The 19,163-nt window shown below is 59.0% G+C and carries 14 protein-coding genes and 1 pseudogene; 8 read left to right on the forward strand and 7 right to left on the reverse strand.

The features are described 5' to 3' along the window. Positions 1–67 precede the first annotated feature (67 nt). The 6 genes from H3U89_RS03875 to H3U89_RS03900 form a co-directional block, all read right to left on the reverse strand. The gene (locus tag H3U89_RS03875; RefSeq protein ID WP_198178427.1) at positions 68–1,723 is read right to left on the reverse strand and encodes an MFS transporter; all 1,656 of its coding nucleotides are present in this window, start codon (positions 1,721–1,723) and stop codon (positions 68–70) included. Between the two features lie 179 nt (positions 1,724–1,902). Then, positions 1,903–2,796 (reverse strand): 3-hydroxyacyl-CoA dehydrogenase, encoded by an 894-nt coding sequence (locus H3U89_RS03880; RefSeq protein ID WP_154312961.1) that lies wholly within the window; start codon positions 2,794–2,796, stop codon positions 1,903–1,905. A 215-nt stretch (positions 2,797–3,011) separates the two neighbouring features. Next, on the reverse strand, positions 3,012–3,905 hold the full coding sequence (locus tag H3U89_RS03885; RefSeq protein ID WP_198178426.1) for a 3-hydroxyacyl-CoA dehydrogenase: 894 nt from the start codon (positions 3,903–3,905) through the stop codon (positions 3,012–3,014). A 302-nt stretch (positions 3,906–4,207) separates the two neighbouring features. Next, complete coding sequence (locus tag H3U89_RS03890; RefSeq protein WP_029678320.1) at positions 4,208–4,603, reverse strand: VOC family protein; 396 nt, start codon at positions 4,601–4,603, stop codon at positions 4,208–4,210. Between the two features lie 241 nt (positions 4,604–4,844). Next, positions 4,845–6,914 (reverse strand): glycoside hydrolase family 31 protein, encoded by a 2,070-nt coding sequence (locus H3U89_RS03895; protein ID WP_198178425.1) that lies wholly within the window; start codon positions 6,912–6,914, stop codon positions 4,845–4,847. A 521-nt stretch (positions 6,915–7,435) separates the two neighbouring features. Next, positions 7,436–9,307 carry a PfkB family carbohydrate kinase gene (locus tag H3U89_RS03900; RefSeq protein ID WP_198178424.1) on the reverse strand — a complete coding sequence of 624 codons (1,872 nt, stop codon included), beginning with the start codon at positions 9,305–9,307 and terminating at the stop codon, positions 7,436–7,438. A gap of 251 nt (positions 9,308–9,558) precedes the next feature. Here H3U89_RS03900 and H3U89_RS03905 point away from each other — a divergent pair. From H3U89_RS03905 to H3U89_RS03940, 8 genes and pseudogenes are all read left to right on the forward strand, one after another. Beyond that, positions 9,559–10,209, forward strand: a pseudogene (locus tag H3U89_RS03905) (ECF transporter S component); the annotation flags it as partial. Between the two features lie 146 nt (positions 10,210–10,355). Further along, on the forward strand, positions 10,356–11,174 hold the full coding sequence (locus H3U89_RS03910) for an energy-coupling factor transporter transmembrane component T (protein WP_198178422.1): 819 nt from the start codon (positions 10,356–10,358) through the stop codon (positions 11,172–11,174). Next, the gene (locus H3U89_RS03915) at positions 11,171–12,019 is read left to right on the forward strand and encodes an energy-coupling factor ABC transporter ATP-binding protein (protein ID WP_198178421.1); all 849 of its coding nucleotides are present in this window, start codon (positions 11,171–11,173) and stop codon (positions 12,017–12,019) included. The genes H3U89_RS03910 and H3U89_RS03915 overlap by 4 nt, the downstream gene beginning before the upstream one ends. Beyond that, entirely contained in the window at positions 12,016–12,834 is an 819-nt protein-coding gene (locus tag H3U89_RS03920; RefSeq protein WP_198178420.1) for an energy-coupling factor ABC transporter ATP-binding protein, read from the forward strand. Before H3U89_RS03915 ends, H3U89_RS03920 begins: the two co-directional genes overlap by 4 nt. A 34-nt stretch (positions 12,835–12,868) precedes the next feature. Further along, positions 12,869–13,792, forward strand: coding sequence for a nucleoside hydrolase (locus tag H3U89_RS03925; protein WP_045935907.1), 924 nt, complete (start codon positions 12,869–12,871; stop codon positions 13,790–13,792). Positions 13,793–13,832: 40 nt separating this feature from the next. Continuing rightward, positions 13,833–15,281, forward strand: coding sequence for an MFS transporter (locus tag H3U89_RS03930; protein WP_198178419.1), 1,449 nt, complete (start codon positions 13,833–13,835; stop codon positions 15,279–15,281). A 457-nt stretch (positions 15,282–15,738) separates the two neighbouring features. Then, complete coding sequence (locus H3U89_RS03935) at positions 15,739–17,355, forward strand: anthranilate synthase component I family protein (protein ID WP_198178418.1); 1,617 nt, start codon at positions 15,739–15,741, stop codon at positions 17,353–17,355. Beyond that, positions 17,336–17,911, forward strand: a complete 576-nt coding sequence (locus H3U89_RS03940; protein WP_198178417.1) for an anthranilate synthase component II — start codon at positions 17,336–17,338, stop codon at positions 17,909–17,911. The genes H3U89_RS03935 and H3U89_RS03940 overlap by 20 nt, the downstream gene beginning before the upstream one ends. A 257-nt stretch (positions 17,912–18,168) precedes the next feature. Here the strand turns inward: H3U89_RS03940 and H3U89_RS03945 are convergent, their stop codons facing one another. After that, positions 18,169–19,137, reverse strand: coding sequence for a siderophore-interacting protein (locus H3U89_RS03945; protein ID WP_198178416.1), 969 nt, complete (start codon positions 19,135–19,137; stop codon positions 18,169–18,171). Positions 19,138–19,163 lie beyond the last annotated feature (26 nt).

Raw genomic sequence — 19,163 nt, forward strand, 5'->3', positions numbered from 1 at the left:
GGCTCTGGGTCTGTCTCCGGAGCCGACAATCCATTTTGTATCAAAGTAGAGAAGCTTTCGCGCCCTTTTATTTTGTTCCTCTAGTTGATTTGTTGCTGCCCAGTTTTTTCATCATTTCGGCAGCCAGCTTTTTCGGTGTCTTGCGCACGCCACTCTCTTCGGCATCCTTGATGATGGTCTTCACGTCCAGGTCGGGATTACGGTCCTGGGTGGCCACCAGGTCGCGTGCCTCCTGCCGGTTGAGCACGGTGGGCAGGGTGCCGGGCATGGGGCGCCGGGCGGTCTCCGCCAGGAAGAGCACGGTAATCAGACCGCAGGTGGAGGTGAACATGATCCAGTAGGCGGGTGCTAGGGACTTGCCGGTCGCTGTTACCAACCCTTCCATGATGACAGGCGCGGTGCCGCCGAAGACGGCCACAGCCAGGTTGTATGACAGTCCCATGCCGCCGTAACGGGAAGCGGTGGGGAAGAGAGCCGGCAGGGTGGAGGCCAGGTTGGCCACGAAGAAGATGACCGGGATGGCCAGCAGGACCAGTCCGCCGAAGACGGCACCCGTGGTCTCATGCTCCAGCAGTCGGAAGGCCGGCAGGGACAGGCAGAGTCCGGTGAATGCTCCCATGAACAGCACCTTCTTGCGTCCGAAGCGGTCGGAGAGGGCTCCGGTAATGGGGATGCAGCAGGCCACCATGAGCAGGACCGGCAGGGAGAGCAGGTTGGCCTGGGCCGTGTTGTAGTGCAGGGTGCCCGACAGGTAGGTGGGCATGTAGGCGGTCAGCGTGTAGCTCAGGGTGTTGGCCGCGGCCACCAGGATGAAGGCCATGAGCAGCTCCCGCCAGTAGCCGCGAATCAGGTCCAGCAGGCTCTTGTGTTGGCTCTTGGTCTTTTCGGCGCTGGCATCCTGGGCCTGACGGAAGGCAGGGGTGTCCTGGACCTTGGCCCGGAAGTAGACCGCGATGGCAGCCAGCGGCAGGGCGATGATGAAGGGGATACGCCAGCCCCAGGCCAGCATGGCTTCCGGGGAGATGGAGAACTCCAGCAAGGAGACCAAGGCTGCTCCGAAGGCGTAGCCGAGGTAGGATCCCACATCCAGCAGGGAGGCGAAGAAGCCGCGATGCCGGTCCGGGGAGTATTCAGTGACCATGGTCGAAGCGCCTGCGTACTCGCCGCCTGTGGAGAAGCCCTGGATCAGCTTGAGCAGGATAAGCAGGATGGGCGCCAGCGGGCCGACGGCCGCATAGCTGGGCAGAAGGCCGATCAGCAGGGTGGCTGCGGACATGCTCAGCAGGGTGAAGGCCAGAATGCGCTGGCGGCCGACCTTGTCGCCCAGCTGGCCCAGGACCACGCCGCCCAGCGGTCGGGCAACGAAAGTCACAGCGAAAACACCCAGGGAGAAGAGCCGCTGTACGGCATCGGATGCGTCGGACAGGAAGACGCGGCCAATGGTCACCGCCAGGTAGCCGTAGACCCCCACGTCGTACCATTCCATGAAGTTGCCGACCACGGTGCCTGCGATGGCCCGCTTGAGGGTGGACCTGTCCACCACGTTGATGTCGGTCAGATGCAGGCGCTCGCTCCAGCCCCGGTGCGGTCTGGGGTTCTGCTTGCGGGCCTTGCGTTTTGCTGCGGCCTGCTGCTTCTTGATTTGCTTGGCTGTCTGTCGATCACGCTGTTTCTGCTCGTGCTGGCCGCTAGCTGCAGCCGAAATTTTATCGTCCTCTGCCATTATTCCTTCTCCGGCCACTAGGCCGTTGTTCGTCTTTTCCGTCTTTGTGATTTCCCTGTCTGCCTCTTCCTTTAGCGGTTTTCACAAAAATGCCATAAATACACAGCTTACCACGCCTCATGATGAGGGCTGTGGCGGGCCCTTATCTGGCCCTCCACAGCCCTCTTGATCGGATTTAATTAGGCCTTGAGGAATCCGGGATCTCGGTAGTCGGGATCAGGATACTGGTAGAAGCCCTGACCGGTCTCTTCGCCCAGCTTGCCTTGCTCGATCATGGCATTGAGCTTGTCCAGGAGGGGCTTGGCTTGAGGATTGTCACCCTGACGCTGGCTGAGGATGTTGTAGGCGGTCCGAAGGCCGACCATGTCGTAGAAACCGAAGGGTCCCTTGGGCGCGCCAGTGGCGATCATCCAGGTTTTGTCGATAGTCTGTGGATCGGCCACATCGTGCGCCCATAGCATGCCGGCAGCGCCCATGAGCGGCATCAGCAACGTGTTGAGCACATAGCCGGGCTGTTCCTTATGCAGCTGGATGGGGACCATACCAATCTCCCGGGCAAAGGAAACGATTTGGTTGTAGATGTCTGGGTCGGTTTGATCGGTTCCCATGATTTCAGCGGTATTCATCAGCCAGATCTGGTTGGCGAAGTGCAAGTTCAGGAATTTGTCTGGCCTGCCTGTGTCGGATGCGAAAGTGCTGGGCACGTAGGTGGAGGAGTTACTGGCGAAGATGGTGTTCTCGGGCGCCAGCTTGGCCAGGCTCTGATAGAAGTCGTGCTTGATGGAGGGCTTCTCGGGGATTGCCTCGATGACCAGATTCGCGTTCTTGACTGCCTCGCTCAGGTCGGTGGTGAAGCTCATTCGGCCTAATCCGGCATCGAACTGTTCGTCTGTTGCTTTTATGTCGCGCTTATAGGCGGTGCGAAGCGCCTTGACTCGCTCTCTGGCCGCTGCTACGGCATCGTCTCCGATGTCGTAGACCGTGACATTTTTGCCCTTGAATGCACATTGATAGGCGATCTGACTGCCCAAAACACCGCCACCGGCGACGGTGACCTGTTCAATATTTGTCATGAATGACCTCTTTCATTGTGTCGGCATCCTTCCTCGGATGCCTGATTCAATGGTAGTAAAGAGGCGCAGCCGGCGATTTGCAAAGGTTGACGAGCGGCTTGACGTTTAGATCCGCTTGAAAGTTAACAATGAAAATGGACCCGCCTATTGCGGGGAGGCGATTTGCGTTGTGGTCCCCCGCAACGGACGGGTCCTGTCTGGTGGAAACGGTTCTCTCAGGCCTTCAGGAAGTCAGGATCAGCAAAGGCGGGGTTGGGATAGGTGTAGAACCCTTCTCCCGAATCCTTGCCGGTCTTGCCCTCGTCCATCATCTTCTGGATCTTCTCGAGGAAGAGCTTGAAGTCAGGGTTGTCTCCCCGCTGCTCCTTGGTGATGTTGTAAGCGGTCCGCAGTCCCACAACGTCAAAGATGGCAAAGGGTCCCATGGGTGCGCCTGTCGCGATCATCCAGGTCTTGTCCACGGTCTCCGGATCCGCGATGCCCTGACCCCAAAGATAGGAGGCGGCTTCGAGCAGGGGGATGAGGAGGGTGTTCAGGACGTATCCAGGCTGCTCCTTCTTCAGGACGATGGGAACCATGCCGATCTCCCTGGCATAGTCCACGATTTCATCGAAGACCTTAGGGTCGGTCTGATCGGTACCCATGATCTCAGCCGTGTTGTACAGCCAAACCTGGTTGGCGAAGTGCATGTTCAGGAACTTGTCCGGCCGGCCCGTGTCAGCTGCGAAGGTGCTGGGCACGTAGGTGGAGGAGTTGCTGGTGAAGATGGTGTCCTTGGGAGCCAACTTGGCCAGATTCTGATAAAGGTCATGCTTGATCGAGGGCTTCTCCGGGACAGCTTCGATGACCAAGTCAGCGTTCTTGACGGCTTCGGCCATGTCGGCGGTAAAGGACATGTTGTTTAGTCCGGCGTCGAATTGCTCATCAGTAGCATTGATGTCGTGCTTGTAGGAATCGCGCAGGTTCTTGACGCGCTCCTCGGCGGCCGCCACAGCCTGGTCGTTGATATCGTAGATTGTTACCTTCTTACCCTTGAAGGCTGATTGATAGGCGATCTGGCTGCCAAGCACCCCACCGCCGGCAACCGTGACATTATGAATGTTCGTCATAGAAACCTCTTTTCGTCGCAATGCATCCATCTTTGGATACTTATTCCATACTACTGGTAGTGCCTGGGATTATTCTGGGTGTTCCATGATTGTTGGAAGCCTGAAATAACGCCCGAAATCGCGGTTTATTCAGCCGTTCAATTGAGCGTGTGAGACACTGAGAATTTTGTCGCTTTGCTCACATGAGTGGTAAGCAGCAGTCGTCGTTGGGGCGGGGTTGCGAGCTGCTCTATTACGCGATTGGCCATCTCCATTCCTCGGTATACACGAGAGGGAAGAGTCGCCGGACTCTGAGAGGACAATCAGAGAATCTGGCAGAACTCGATGGTCTCCTGGTTGGGGCCAATGACGTTGAAGTAGCGGATTCCGTGCTGCCAGAAGGTGGGAATGGACTGGATGGAGTCCTCTCTGATGTTCAACCCCATCTCCAGGGCATGCTCGTAAGCAGCATCGATGTCTGGCGCGTCCAGTGCCCAGTGGTTGATGGCCCCGGTGCGCATGGGCGCAGGCTCGCCCTCCCAGGTTTCGATGGTCAGATGGCCCAGACGCAGAAAGGCGCAGCGATTCTCTCCGTTGGGGTAGATGCCGACCAGCTCGAACCCGAGTTTGTCGGTGTAGAAGTCGATGGTCTCGTCCAGATCGCGGGCGACCATGCCCGAGTGCTGCAGGTCCTTGGCATAGTCCGACATTGGTCTCATGATGGCCTCTCCTTTGGTACCTTGATGCTGCGATGCTTCCTTGCGTCTACTCTAGGCTGTGGTGCACCTGAAGATGGAATGAGATAAAAAGAGCAACCAACTTCGTAGTTTGAATTTTCAGAAGCCTACATCGTCCTGCATGAAAGTTCAACGGAACTGGGAGCGGGATGAATCATGTCTGGATTGACTAAGAAGTCGGGCCAGGACGAGCGGTCCTGACCCGATGCGAATGACGGATGTATCAGAGTATGCCCAGCAGCTCGTGGTTTCTGCTGTCCCTGGCGAATACCGGCAGGGTATCCAGCGGGGCCTCTGCGGTGATCGTCTGACCTCCGTCGTACATGGCTCCGTCGCGAAGATCCTGCCACTGTGTAGTCGCATCCCCAGGCAGGTAGACCTGTCGGGATCTGGCCCCTTCCTCTACCACAGGGGCTACCAGCAGATCAGGTCCGAGCATATACTCGTCGGCGATATCGGAGGCAGCGTCGTCATGGGGGAATTCGTAGAACAGCCCCCTGATGAGCGGCTGCCCATCCTCATGCGCTTGAGCAAATAGCTCACGCAAATACGGGCGAAGATGTTCTCGGATCTTGATGAACTTGACATAGATGTCTTCGACGGACTTGCCGTAGCTCCATGGTTCATTGCTCGCTCCGGACGGTAGTCGCCGTTCGCCTCGCGCTGTAGTGATGGCAGTCTTGGTGGTCCCGTCGGGGTGATGCTGGCTACGGTCACCGTGATTGCGCATGACGGGCGAGAAGCAGGAGAATTGCGCCCACCTCAATAACAGTTCACGGAAGGTGGGATCGTCGATATCGCCATTGTGGAAGCCACCCAGGTCGGTGGTGAACCAAGGAATGCCGGCCATGCCCATATGGATAGCGCAGGTGATTTGTGCTCTGAACGCCTCGAAGGTGGACGCCACATCGCCCGACCATACAAGAGCTCCATATTGCTGGGATCCGGCCCAAGCGCATCTGGTGAGGTTAACGATCTGCCCCTGGCGTCCGCAGGCCAGCTGCCCCTCGTAGAACCCCTTGTTGTATTCCCGCGGATACAGATTGGCTGTCTGCTGAGCAGGTCCAGCCCAGTAGCGGTAATTGCTGAAATCGTAAGTGCCGTACTCTGGTTCGGCTTCATCCAGCCAGAAGGCATCGACGCCGACATTGGCGTAGTGCTCATGGCATTTCTCCCATACATATTGGCGGGCTCTAGGGTTGGTAGCGTCGTAGAACTGGCTGGGCCCCTCGAACATCATGCCGAGGTCTTCGCCGTGGTCTGCTCGCACCAGCAGATTCTTGGCCTTCATCTCTGGATAGTTTTCAGAAGTCAGTGCTATCTGCGGCCAGACTGACACCATGAGTCGGATCCCCATCTTGTGCAATTCGTCGCTCATGCTGACGGGATCTGGCCAGAATTCGTCCTCGAACCTGAAATCACCCATGTGAGGCCAATGGAAGAAGTCGATGACAATGAGGTCCAGAGGGATGTTGCGCTTTTTGAACTCTCTGGCAACCTCCAGCAATTGATCCTGGTTCCAATAGCGAAGCTTGCTCTGCCAAAATCCAAGACCCCATTCAGGCATCTGAGGAGCATGGCCGGTAGCGTCTGCGTAATGGGCCATGATAGAGCGGTAATCGGCGCCGGCTGTAACCCAGTAATCAATCTGTCGAGTGCTGTCCGCCGACCATTGAGTCTTGTTTTTCCCAAAACTGACGGAACCGACGGCTGGGTTGTTCCAGAGGAATCCGTATCCACAGCTGGAGACGACGAAGGGTATGGAGATTTGCGAGTTCCTATGGGCCAGTTCGAGCGTGCAGCCTTTCAGATCCATGATGTTCTGTTGATATTCACCCATGCCGTATAGACGTTCGTTTTCCGGAGGCACGAATGTCACCTTGACCTGGTGGTCGCCTCCTACGATGGGAGCGAAAGAGCGCGCTCGTAAATTCAGGGAGCCGCCATCACTCATCTCGCTGAAGAGCAGCGTACCGTCGGTGCGCCAAAAGCTGAGCAGGCACTTGTCGGTATAGCCGTTACCTGTGTCAATGCCGCCCGAAGCCTGCGCCTTGACCATGAGAGACCCGTTGATTATGGTGGCCTGTCCCTGCTGGTCATCGATGCTTATGTTCACCGCATCGGCAGGCTCGTGGTGGTCTCGTAAAAGCGCCCAGTCCGGGTCTTCGGGTTCGTGCATCTGCGAGGATCGGACGCGTATCGAATCTGATCCCCAGGGCTCGATGCGAAGGTATTCACCGTTGCCTGTCCACTTCAGGGCTTGGCCGTCGGTGGTAAATGTTGAATGTTGCATTGATTCGGTACCCTTTCACTTGGTTGATTCACCTTTGAGATCAGTCCTTTATCGCACCTGCTGTAACTTCCGCAACGATACGTTTCTGTGCGGCCATGAGCAGTATTGCGGTTGGCACCGAAGTCAGAACAGTTGCAGCCATCAATGGCCCCATTCCGGATTCTGTGCCCTATGAAATTATAGGGACCATCGTGATGGGACGCATGCGGACCCGTCGGAATCCAGCGTTGACGAAATCATGAAGTCAGACCATGCCAAACAATGAGAACAATGAGAACAGCGAGGTCGTCACGATGGTTGTAAATATATGCCAATGTGAAGCAGCGTAACGGCGAATGGTACAGCTGCTGTGGAATCCGCAGTGATTGGACCGGCGATGCACGCCAAAAGGCCGAGACGGGGCCATGACCGCAGACCTTGATGATTGGCACGGCAGTCGGAGGACCTGGGGACGTTCGGCTTGAGCCAGAGCAAGGCCTAGGACAATCACAGCCTTCCGACCGGTCTCGTGCCTGGGCCGCTTAGTCGATCAGGCCCTCCAGCTGGCGGCGGTTGATCAGGGAGGGGATGACGCCTTCGTGGGCGACGCTGAAGCCCGCGGCCAGATTGGCGATGTGGGCGGCTTTGTCCAGGGAGCATCCGTTGCACAGATAGGCGGCCAGGGCGCTGATGAAGGCATCGCTGGCACCGGTGTCATCGATTGCTCGGGTCTCGTGGGCCGGGAAGTCCTTGTGTCCGCTGGCCGTGACCAGGGTGCAGCCGTACTCGCCCAGGGTGATGATGACCTTGCCCACCCCGCCGTCGATGAACCGTTTCGCCTTGTCTATCACGGATTCTGGTCCGGGTATCAGGGTGTTCAGCTCGTTGAGATTCGGGATCAGGATGTCGATTGAAGGCAGCAGGTCTTCAGGCAGGTGGTCGCAGGATGACGGTTTGACGATGGTGGCGGCCTGGTGGCGCTTGGCCGTTCTGCAGGCCTCGGCGACGGTGTCCATGGGGATCTCTGTCTGGATCAGGCAGTAGCCGGTGTTTCTGAAGATCTGGTCGCGCTGGGTGATGTCGTCCGGTGTCAGGGACTCGTTGGCGCCCGCCACCAGGGAGATCATCGATTCGCCCTTGCTGTCGACGAAGATATAGGCTTTGCCTGTGTCCGCTCCGGTGACCCTGCGCACGCCAGTGGCATCCACATGGGCTTGCCTCATCGTTTTGTATATGTAGTCCGCGGCCGGATCACTGCCGACATTGCCGATCAGGGAAACCTGATGTTGTAGCCTGGCCACGCCCACCGCCTGGTTGGTGGCCTTGCCCCCCGGCGTGGAGGCGAAGTTCCTGGTCGTGGTGGTCATACCCGCCTTGGGCAGGCTGGGGGCGGTCAGGTAGGTGTCCACGTTGATGCTGCCGACCACCACGATTTTCTTGCATTGTTGGTCCGGGGGCCGACCGATGGTCTTCTCGCCGTCCAGGGTGAAGACGTGCTCGAAGGTCTCGCTTGGATCGGACTCATGCTCGATGGAGCGGATGATTCGTCGGCACAGGTAGGCGCCGAAGTCGGCATTGCGCATGACGTAGGACGATATTTCCGGGCTGCCCGGGTAGCGCAGATGCACGTTGGTGTCGTTCATCAGGGAGACCAGGGAAAGGTCCTGGGGAAGGCGGTAGTGCATGGATTCGGCGAACTGAAGGAATTCCAGGGCATGGTGGTAGTGGGATGCCACGACCCCGGTGACCTGCCGTTTCTCCAGGACCCGGGTCAGATCCTCACCGATGGTTTCCAGGACCATGTCGGTGTGGTACTGGAGGTTGTGGTCGAACAAGCAGCGACGATAACCGTGCAGGAAGCTCTGGGTCCGTCTGCCCGGCGAGAGCAGACAGGCGATGCTGGTGTGGTGGCGCTTGATCAGCTCTTCAGTAAGACTGTAGGCAGCCTCCTCGTAGGGCATGAGTGCGGCCCGGTCGTCTCCCAGGGGTCCAATGGTGAGTTCGGGAATCCCCCCTGCCTCGATCCTGCTTTTCAAGGCCAGGCTTGTCTGGTCGATCGGCTCCCAGACCATGCCATCCACCCGATGCTCCAGAGCGGCCAGGATGTTGCGTTCCTCCTGGTCATGATCGCCGTAGCTGTTGAAAACCAGGGTGCCGTACCCCGACTTCTGTGCCTGCTGGATGATTCCGTCCAAGGTGGAGTCCATGGAGATGGATGAACTGAGCAGGACCCCGATTCTCCAGGTGGTGGTGCTGGGCTTGGAGGATCCGTAGGGCGTGTAGTGGTACTTCCTGACCAGTTCAAGGACCCTCTCGCGCGTGGCGGCTGTGATGCTCGCGTCCTTGTGATTCACAATCTTGGAGACCGTCGATGTGGATACGCCGGCAAGCTGAGCAATGTCCTTGATGTTCATGGGGTTTCCTGTCCTCCTCATCTCTGAAGCTCCGGCGAACGGCTTTGTCGACCTGCTGGATCTAGCGAATCAAGCTTACCTGAGGGATCGTCGTCGGAGGTTTCGCATTTGACACCCCATGCGGCTGTTGATAGTCTCTGTCAATGAAAGTTGTTTACTAAAGTGGTTTCTCAAAGCGGTGATGCGGATCTGGCTGTGAGCGACGGCCATCTGCAGAAATCGACATTCAAGGACCAAAGGCGGTACGGATTATGAGCGCGCGATCGTTGTGGAGAGGGATCACAGCGCAGTTCTCGACAAAATCCTTGGTGCTGATGCCCATCGCGGTGGGCATCAACCTCATCGGTGGGACTCTGAGCTCCACCCTCAAGCTGCCGCTCTTCCTGGATATGATCGGCACCACAGTCATCGCCTGCCTGTCTGGCCCCTGGGTGGCCGCCCTGTGCGGGCTGCTGACCAACGTCTTCCTCGCCCTGGTGGCCAATCCGGTCTATCTGCCCTATGCGCTCTCCAGTGTTCTGTGTGGCCTGGTGATTGGGTACATGGTCAAGGCCGGGCTCTTCAAACGGATATGGGGAGTGGTCCTGGTCTGGCTGGCCTGCGCCCTGGTCAACACGGTCACCGCCTCTCTGATCACCGTGTTCGTCTATGGAGGTGCCACCGGAGTCAACGGCACCTCGGTCCTCACGGCTGCACTGGTGGTGGCTGTCAAGAACATCGTCATCTCGGTGCTGTCCTCCTCCATGCTGGAGAATCTGATTGACAAGGGAATCACCGTCCTGATCGCTTATGTGATCGTGCGACGAATTCCCAAACGCTTCCTGAGCCAGTACGCTCTGGATGGCAGCGAGGACCAGGCCGATCTGGACGATTTGGATGACCTGGATGAGGACGAAGACGAGGACGAACGCGAAGCGACTGGGGCGTCCAGTCGGGAGAGTTCGGCACGGTCGGGGAAGATCGACGGCGCGATGGAATCTGAGCGGGACCCATCTGCAGGCGACCCAGCGGACTTGGCCTGTGAACGTACCCAAAGGTCTGAACGCTGATGCCTGGCCCTGCTTCGAACCGGATTCCTGATTCTCCACTGGCCCGCATGCATCCCATGGCCAAGATCGCCGGCGTGTGCTCCTTGGGCCTGGCGACCTTGGCCTGGCCGGACTTCACTCTGGGCCTGGGGATTATCGTCGCGCTTTTTATCGCAGCGGCCCTGGCTCGGGTGCTCAGGCCCTTTTCCGGGGTCATGCTTGGGTTTGGCATTCCCGTCACGCTCATGCTGCTGTTCATCCAGGGGTGCTACAGCCCAAGGAATACCAGGGTCATTCTTGACCTGGGATTCGCCCAAGTGGGCCTCGAAGGCAGCCTCTATGCGGCCAAAATCGTAGTGACACTTTTGGTCTTCCTGGGGTCTTTCTACCTGACCAATAAAACCACCTACATGGGTCGCCTGGTTGCGGCTCTGACACAGATCGGCGTTCCATCGAAGGTAGGCTACCTGATCCTGGCCAGCCTGAATGTGGTCCCGCAGATGCAGCGCAGGATTGCGGTCATTGAGCAGTCCCAGCATGCACGTGGCCTGGAGACCGGCGGCAGCCTGATTTCCCGGGTGCGGGCCTTCCTGCCCCTGCTTGGGCCGGTTGTCCTTTCTTCCCTGACGGATTCGCAGGAGCGCGGGATGACCCTGGAGACCCGGGGATTCGGCATCCGGGGGGTGCGGCAGACCAGCTACCTTGAGGTGGTCTGGCGGCGCAGTGACACCGTGGTGACCATCCTGTTCACCGTGTTTTTGGTGCTGGCCCTGGTGCTCGGTTGCCTCTCGCGCACTGGGCTGATCACCCTGGCAATCCAGTGGGGAGGTCGGGCATGACCGAGGTCATACGAGTGGACGACTTCTCCTTCAGATACCGTGACGCCGATCGGACCACCTTGAAGCGGGTGAGTTTCAGCGTTGAGCAGGGCAGCTTCTTCTGTATCGTCGGAGCCAACGGGTCGGGCAAATCGACCCTGTGCAACGCCCTGGTCGGTCTGATTCCGCACTATTTTGTAGGCAAATCCAAGGGAAGCGTCAGCATCGAAGACAAGGACGTAGCCGCTTCGACCATTGCCGATCTGTCCAGACAGGTGGGCCTGGTCTTTCAGAATCCCTTCAATCAGCTTTCCTATACGGCCGGGACCGTGGCCGAGGAACTGGCCTTCGGGCTGGGCAATCATGGGGTTTCACGTGAAACCATGCATGCCAAGGTGGCCCGGGTGGCTGCTCTTATGCATATCGAGGATTTGCTCGACAAGAACCCCCTGGAGCTTTCCGGCGGACAGGTGCAGCGGGTGGCCCTTGGCTCGACCTTGATCATGGAGCCGGACATCCTGGTCCTGGACGAATGCACGGCCCAGCTGGACCCGCTTGGCAGCGAGGAGATCTTCGACATTGTCAAGCGGCTCAACCAGGAGGGGATCACCGTAGTCATGGTCGATCACGATATGGAGCGGGTCGCCCGATGCGCCGACCAGGTCATGGTCCTGGGTGCAGGCCGGGTCCGCGCCCTGGGAACACCCGAGGAGGTCTTCACCGATCCCGATGCCGAGAAGTGGGGGATTGACATACCGGACTACGTCAAGCTCGGCAGAGGTCTGGATGACGCAGGATTCGACCTGTCGGATCTGCCCGTACGCGAGGACCAGGCGGTAGGCATGATTCGGGAGGCGCTGCGATGAGGATCGACCTGGAGCATCTGGAGTACGTCTACCCGCATGGCCATCGTGCCCTGGACGGAGTGGATCTGACCCTCGAAGGTGATCGGCCCGTGGCGCTGATTGGTCAGAACGGCGCTGGCAAGACCACCCTGGCCAAGCATCTGAACGGCATCCTCAGGCCGACCAACGGCCGGATCCTGATCGACGGCGTCGATCTGGCTACGGCGGACACGGCCCAGTGGGCCCGAAAGGTGGGGTACGTCTTCCAGAATCCCGACGATCAGCTCTTTCTGGACAGCGTGCGCAAGGAATTCGAGTTCGGTCCCCGGCAGCTGGGGTTCGATCAGGATTTGATAGGGCGACGTATAGAGCAGGTGGCTGGGTTGGTGGGCCTGGCGGACCGGCTGGACGATCATCCTTTCGACCTGAGCCCCACCGAGAAGAAGTTCTGTGCCATCGGTTCGGTCCTCATGATGGATACGGGTGCCGTGGTCTTCGACGAGCCCACATGCGGGCAGGACAAGGCCGGCAATGATCGGCTGGCTGCCATCATCGCCCGGCTGCGGGACCAAGGCAGGCTCTGCATCACGATTTCCCACGACATGAAGTTCGTCACCCGCAACTTCCCCAGGGTCGTGCTTATGCAACATGGCCGGGTCCTGCTGGATGGCAGCCGCGAGGAGGTCTTCTCCCGGGAGGATGTGCTCAAGCAGGCCTATGTGACGCCTCCGCCCATCACCCGGGTGGCCCGGCAGGTCGGGTTGGAGGGCCCGGTCTTCACCGTCTCTGCCTTTGTCGATGCGGCCCGGCGGGCCAAAGCGGGGGCAGGAATTTGAGTTTGGATACGACAAGAGCAAAAGGAGTGAAGCAATGACCAGACCACTGATCATCGACACGGACCCTGGCATCGATGATGCCGCGGCCATTACGATGCTGGTCGACGAGCCCGGCTTCGACATCAGGCTGATAGCCTCGGTGTCCGGCAATGTGGGCATCGGCCACACCACCAACAATGCCCTGAAGCTGCTGACCTTCCTGGGCCGGCGCATCCCCGTGGCCCGTGGCGCGGCGGCCCCGCTCATGCGTGACAACAGATTCGCCACCGAAGCCCACGGCAAGTCGGGGATGGGGTCATTCGTCTTTCCTGAGCCGGACACCAGCCTGCTGACCGAGAACAATGCGGTCCTGGAGGAGCGGCGGGTGCTTCTGGAGAGCGATGAGCCAGTCACCATCCTGACCTTGGGCCCTCTGACCAATATCGCCCTGCTGCTGGCCACCTTCCCGGAGGTCAAGGACCACATCGACCGGATCGTCATGATGGGAGGCTCCACCGGACGCGGCAACATCGGGGTCTATGGCGAGTTCAACATCTCCGTCGATCCTGAGGCTGCCAGGATGGTCTTCCGTAGCGGGCTGCCTGTGACCATGGTTGGCCTGGACATCGGTCGCAAGGCCCATCTGGTCGCCGGCGATCTGGACGACCTGGACGCAGCCGGCGAAGTGGGCGGCATGGTCGCCTCCCTCTTCCGGTCCTACGACGGCGGACATATCGAGGAGGGAATCAAGATGTATGACCCCTCCGCCGCCATGGTCCTGCTTCAGCCCGACTTGTTCACCATGCGCGAGGCCTTTGTGGATGTCGAGATCTCCAGCCCGCTCACCTTGGGCGCCACGGTGGTCGATTACGACGGCATCCTCGGCGGCAAGGCCAACGCCAGCGTCTGCGTGGACGTGGATGTGGACGGATTCCGCTCCGCCTTTGTCGACAGGGTCGGCCGGGTCCGCCGCCAGTAGCTTCCGCATTGAGAAGAACCGAAAGGAAACTAAGGAAAAAATGAGTGAGTCAACTGTCTCCGAGGAGCAGAAGAACGGCATACCCGTTCCCGAGGAGGGGACTCCCGAGTTCGCGAAAATGAACAAGATGGCCCGCGTGGCCATCCCGGTGGTCCTGATCATCTTCACCCTGGGCGTGCTCCAGCAGCAGGCCTTCGGCATGATCTACGTGAACATCGGCAAGCAGCTCAACCAGGCCAATCTGGCTCCGCTGATCACCTCGCTGCCCGGCATCATCCTGGGAATCGTCTGCGTCATCTACGGCTCCCTGGGCGATTTCGTCTCCCTGAAGAAGATGATGATCCTGGGCACGATTGTCTTCGTGCTGGGATCGATTCTGGGATGCTTCGGCACCTTCAGCATCTGGATCGTCATCGCCGCCCGCGTGGTGCAGTCGGCCGGCTGGCAGGTTTCCGGATCCATCTTCCTGGTTCTGGTCTCCAAGTATGTGGAGAAAAAGAAGCGCGTGCTCTGGTACGGTGTCTTCGTCGCGGTCTTCCGCTTCGCCGCCGCCCTGGGAGTCTTCCTGGCCGGCTACATGACCCTGCTCGACTGGCGCTGGCTCTTCGGCGTGGGCATCCTGGCCGTCTTCTTCATTCCCGTCCTGGCCAAGAACCTGCCCGACCAGCATGCCGCTGGCGTCAAGATCGACGGAATCGGCTTCACGCTGATCGGACTGTTCGCCGCTTCGGTGACCATGTTCTTCACCGACATCAACTGGGGCTGGGGCATTGCCTGCATCGTGACCCTGGTGGCCTTCCTGGTCTATGTCAACAAGGCCAGCAACCCCTTCATCACTCCGGAGATGCTGACCAACCCGGCCTTCGCCATGACCATGACCGTCATCTTCGTCGGCTACTTCTTCAGCTACACCCTGAACGCGGGCGTCAACGCCATTGGTCTGAACGTGTACGGCATCGACTCCTCCAAGGTCTCCAACCTGCTGGTCTGGTCCATCATCCTGGCCGGCATCATGGGATTCGCTGCCGGGCCCATCATTCAGAAGATCGGGCGCAAGGCTTCGGTCATCCTGGCTCTGGCCTGCATGGGCGGCGGCCTGATCGCCATCGCCTTCCTGATTCCCGCCGGCAAGATCTGGGCCCTGGCTGTGGCGCCCTGCATCTACTACTTCGGCACCTCCTTCTTCTACCAGCCCATCGTTGACACCGCGACCCTGACCGTGGCTCCTGAGGAGTCCGGCCGTGTGCTCGGCTTCAACGACCTCCTGCAGGCCATCACCGGCTCTGTCGGCGTCGCCCTCTTCGGGCAGCTCATGGCCAACGGATCCATGGGTTCGGGCAGCCTGGCCGGCACCGCGCAGGGCCTGGCTTCGACCTACGCCAATGTCTTCATGATCGGTGGCGTCATCATCCTGCTGGGCCTGGTGCTCTTCATCTGCTCCATGAAGATGATCTACAGCCACTCCCGCGTGGCTGAGGATGAGGACTGATCTTCCGAGCTACTCATTGAGAGAACCGGGTCTGGGATTTATTCCTGGGCCCGGTTCTTCTCTATAAGGGTGTGGACAGAATTCCGTTGGGCATGATGGGCATATCTTCCGCAACGCCGTTGGCGGGTGAACATCTTTCGGTCTAAAAATGTCCGGATTATGGATGCCGGTTGGGCGGTTGCATCCTGGTGCTCTAGCATCGTGGCCATGGAGAAAACGACATCACTGCAGCCCTGGTTGCCCAAGGGTGTCTTCTTCTATGTCGATGCCCGATGGCGTTGATGTTTTAGCCGGTTCTTCTTCTGATTCCTATATTTGCCTCGGTGTTTGAGGTTGTTCTTTTATTATCTGCGGACATGCTGCCATAGGAAACTCATATCCATGGCGCGCTGAAACGGCATCAGGTGAGGTATCGCTGCCGCTCCAAACCGCAGTATTCGACTTAGGAAGTGCCCTAATGACTATCAACGTAACCATGGAATCTAGCCGGTTCTCCAGTGACCTCGATGCCCTGGCCATCTACAAGCGGCTGTGCACCAGGTATCGGGAGGATCAGCTTTTCCTTCTGGAGTCTCTAAGTGGCCCAGATAAAGACCGGAATCGCTCAGCCATCGGGTTCGAGCCAATGCTGACCCTGAGCGTGACGGACCATGTCATGACCATCGACTCTTTGGGCAATGCTCAGCTGACAGGAATCCTGGAGAAATTCGGCCGAATTGAGCATGGGGTGGTCCACCATCCGGTCCCCGACATCCAGGAGGTCTTTGCAGTGCTGAGGAGGCTGGAATCCTCCTTCGCCATCAGCGGCGACCACGAAGGCCCCTTCGGGATGGGCTGGTTCGGCTACTTCGGGTATGACACCATCTTCATGATCGAGGATCTGGAGGAGCACATACCAAGGGATGCAGCCTTGCCGGTCATCTCCTTGACCCTGTATCGGGGAATCATCACCCTGGATTTGAAAACCAATGTTTGCAGCGCCACCTTGATCCTTGTCAATGAGAACCTTGCTGGGTGTAACAGTCCCGAGGGCAAGGAAAATTCGCAAGAGCGCAGATCTTGCGCGCAGTCTGATCCACAGGTTCAGCATGGGGCAATTGAGAACGGCAGGCCCGGGCATGGATTCGCGTCGCTGGAAGAGGTGCTGGGGCTGCTCCAATTCGACGCATCGCTGGGGCAATCTCCTGAATCCCAGGGTGGCATTGGGCCGGACTATCCATACAAGGCCCATGACACAATCGATCGGGACCGTTTCTATCGGTGGTTTGCCAAGGGCAAGGAGCACATAGCCCAGGGCGATGTGTACCAGCTCCAGCTCGGACATGAGATCCAGGTGGATTCCCGCATTCCACCCTTCCAGGTCTACCGGCGGCTGCGTCTGCAGGATCCGTCCCCCTATATGTACTACTTCGTGACTCCCCAAGGGGTGCATGTCATCGGAGCCAGTCCTGAGCTTTTCATTGGGCTGACCCCTGATGGCGATATAACCCTGCGGCCCATCGCCGGGACGGTCGGCAATCCCGGAGATGAGGAGGCCCGCCAGTCGGCCATCAGGCAGCTGACCGGCGACCCCAAGGAGCGGGCCGAGCACCTGATGCTGGTGGACCTGGGTCGCAACGATGTAGCCAGGTGCTGTACTCCCGAATCCTTGGAGGTGGACCGGCTGATGACCACCGAGGTCTACTCCCACGTCATTCACATGGTCTCGGATGTGATCGGCCGGATCCGGCCTGGCCTGGACAAGTACGACGTCTTCTCGGCCGCCTTCCCCGCCGGTACCATGACAGGAACCCCCAAGGTACGTGCCGTGGAAATCATTGAGGAGACCGAGGTCAGCTCGCGCGGGGTGTACGCCGGGGCAGTGGGTTTCCTCGGATTCGACGGTATGGTCCTGACTGCACTGTGCATACGGACGGCCTCCTACCATTCCGGCAGCTATCACCTGCGCGCATCGGCCGGGATCGTTGAGGACTCCCAGCCGGAGAGCGAGTGGCAGGAGACCACGAAGAAGATGAGTTCGGCCTACCTGGCCATCACCGGAAAGGAGCTGGCCCATGAAAGTCTTGCTCGTTGATGCCTTTGACAGTTTCGTCTATGTGGTCAAGAACTACGTGGACCTGCTGGGCGCTGATACGACCATTGTCCGGGTGAACCGCCTTGCGCAGGTGGATCCGCTCGCCTTCGACGCGGTCATTCTGGGCCCCGGACCGGGTCGTCCGGAGGACTGCGGCTACCTGGAGTTTCTTGATCAGGTGGCAGGAAGGAAGCCGGTCTTCGGCATCTGCTTGGGCATGCAGGCCATCGCGGTAAATGCCGGAGCCCGGGTGGTCAGGGCCTCTAGTCGTCAGCACGGCAAGGTGAGCCGGATAAGAAACGACGGGAAGGGCTGCTTCGAGGGCCTGCCTGATACTTTCGACGTGGCCAGATACCATTCTCTGGTTGCCGATGAGACCTCGGTCAATCAAGTCGCCGATCTGGAGATCAGCGCGCGCTCGCTTTTGGACGGCTATGTGATGGGTCTGAGGCGTGGCCGCTTGCTCATGGAGGGCGTCCAGTTCCACCCCGAGAGCATCGGTAGCCAGTATGGTCACCAGGTAATCGCCAATTTCTTCCAGGAGTACTGCGGCTGATTCGACGAGGAATGACTCATTGGGGCCGAACAGGGTTTCTTTCCATGCAATCCGCGGTATAGCAAGCAGGCCTGTAGTTTCTCCCTATCGGTTCTGCGGTCCTGCAAGATGCTGTGGCGAGGTTCAACTCGGCAACCCATGGTCTGATATTCACATAGTCAGAAGGGTTCGTGTGATCACTCTCTGATTCGTAGGTCAAGAAAGACTGGAGTGGGTTGTCCGCACATGGCAGGTCGCCCGCTCACTGGGTCGGAGGGTCAGGACATCTCACTGCGTCCCTGACGCCAATATCCCATGAAAGAGACGTTACGCCGGTCCATTCCCCGGTCTCTGACCAGCATGCGCCTCAGTTCGCGGACAGTGGCCGCCTCTCCGGCGATCCAGGCGTACAGGTCGTCGGTACGAATGGAGGCATCGGCTTGGGTGGCATCGGCAGTCTCCCAGAGCAGCTCTTTGTCGATATCGACCTCTGTGAATTCCTTGGAGGATTCATCGGCTACGGCCGTAGGCGAATGAATCGGCAGGTCCTCCAAGAGGTTGCGCATGGCTTCGATAAGGGCATGTCCATGACCGGATTCGTCGCAGGTCGTCCAAATTATGCGGATTCCTTCGAGTTCGGGCAGCGGAAGACGATCCTCTTCGGCCGGGACTTCGATCACTGCCACCCCGTCACCCTGCCAGTGGTCACGAATCAGGCTGTCCATTATGGCGGCGATGGCCGGTACCGCCGTCTCGTCGCCCACCAGGAGGAGATGTCTGGATTGGCCTGGGTGAAAGTCCATCCCTGCGACCGGTCCCCCGGCCTGTGCATTCGGGCCGATGATGATGGCCTGATCGCCAGGCCTGGCAGCCTCTGCGAAGGCTCCAGCCGGGCCGGCATGATCGTGGATGACGAAGTCCACGTCGATTTGCTCGCTCTCGGGCCTGACCTTGCGAACCGTATAGGTGCGCAGGGGATTGCGGCGCTCTGCGGGCAGGGCTCTCCACTGTTGGTACCAGGCAATCGGATTCTCGGGGGACGCTTCGAAGAAGGAAGGGGCCGGAAGTGATCCGTCTGGGAGGGGCAGGAGGATTTTGATTCGTTCATCGTACCCGGCATCTGCAAAGTCCTGCAGATCCGGCCCTTGGAAGACGATTCGTTTGAAATGGGGAGAGAGCGTTTCCGCTTTGGCTACAGTGACGCGGAAGGGAATCAAGGGTACAGGACGATTGGCTTGTTTTTCCATGGCTGGCTTTCTTTCGGTTGGGATTC

It is taken from the genome of Bifidobacterium sp. W8104 (assembly GCF_016100735.1).
Lineage (GTDB): Bacteria > Actinomycetota > Actinomycetes > Actinomycetales > Bifidobacteriaceae > Bombiscardovia > Bombiscardovia choladohabitans.

What these genes read in the sequence shown, in the direction of transcription:
- H3U89_RS03875 (WP_198178427.1), bottom strand. Translation starts at nt 1,723, where the DNA reads ATGGCAGAGGACGATAAAATTTCGGCTGCAGCTAGCGGCCAGCACGAG.
- H3U89_RS03880 (WP_154312961.1), bottom strand. Translation starts at nt 2,796, where the DNA reads ATGACAAATATTGAACAGGTCACCGTCGCCGGTGGCGGTGTTTTGGGC.
- H3U89_RS03885 (WP_198178426.1), bottom strand. Translation starts at nt 3,905, where the DNA reads ATGACGAACATTCATAATGTCACGGTTGCCGGCGGTGGGGTGCTTGGC.
- H3U89_RS03890 (WP_029678320.1), bottom strand. Translation starts at nt 4,603, where the DNA reads ATGAGACCAATGTCGGACTATGCCAAGGACCTGCAGCACTCGGGCATG.
- H3U89_RS03895 (WP_198178425.1), bottom strand. Translation starts at nt 6,914, where the DNA reads ATGCAACATTCAACATTTACCACCGACGGCCAAGCCCTGAAGTGGACA.
- H3U89_RS03900 (WP_198178424.1), bottom strand. Translation starts at nt 9,307, where the DNA reads ATGAACATCAAGGACATTGCTCAGCTTGCCGGCGTATCCACATCGACG.
- H3U89_RS03910 (WP_198178422.1), top strand. Translation starts at nt 10,356, where the DNA reads ATGCCTGGCCCTGCTTCGAACCGGATTCCTGATTCTCCACTGGCCCGC.
- H3U89_RS03915 (WP_198178421.1), top strand. Translation starts at nt 11,171, where the DNA reads ATGACCGAGGTCATACGAGTGGACGACTTCTCCTTCAGATACCGTGAC.
- H3U89_RS03920 (WP_198178420.1), top strand. Translation starts at nt 12,016, where the DNA reads ATGAGGATCGACCTGGAGCATCTGGAGTACGTCTACCCGCATGGCCAT.
- H3U89_RS03925 (WP_045935907.1), top strand. Translation starts at nt 12,869, where the DNA reads ATGACCAGACCACTGATCATCGACACGGACCCTGGCATCGATGATGCC.
- H3U89_RS03930 (WP_198178419.1), top strand. Translation starts at nt 13,833, where the DNA reads ATGAGTGAGTCAACTGTCTCCGAGGAGCAGAAGAACGGCATACCCGTT.
- H3U89_RS03935 (WP_198178418.1), top strand. Translation starts at nt 15,739, where the DNA reads ATGACTATCAACGTAACCATGGAATCTAGCCGGTTCTCCAGTGACCTC.
- H3U89_RS03940 (WP_198178417.1), top strand. Translation starts at nt 17,336, where the DNA reads ATGAAAGTCTTGCTCGTTGATGCCTTTGACAGTTTCGTCTATGTGGTC.
- H3U89_RS03945 (WP_198178416.1), bottom strand. Translation starts at nt 19,137, where the DNA reads ATGGAAAAACAAGCCAATCGTCCTGTACCCTTGATTCCCTTCCGCGTC.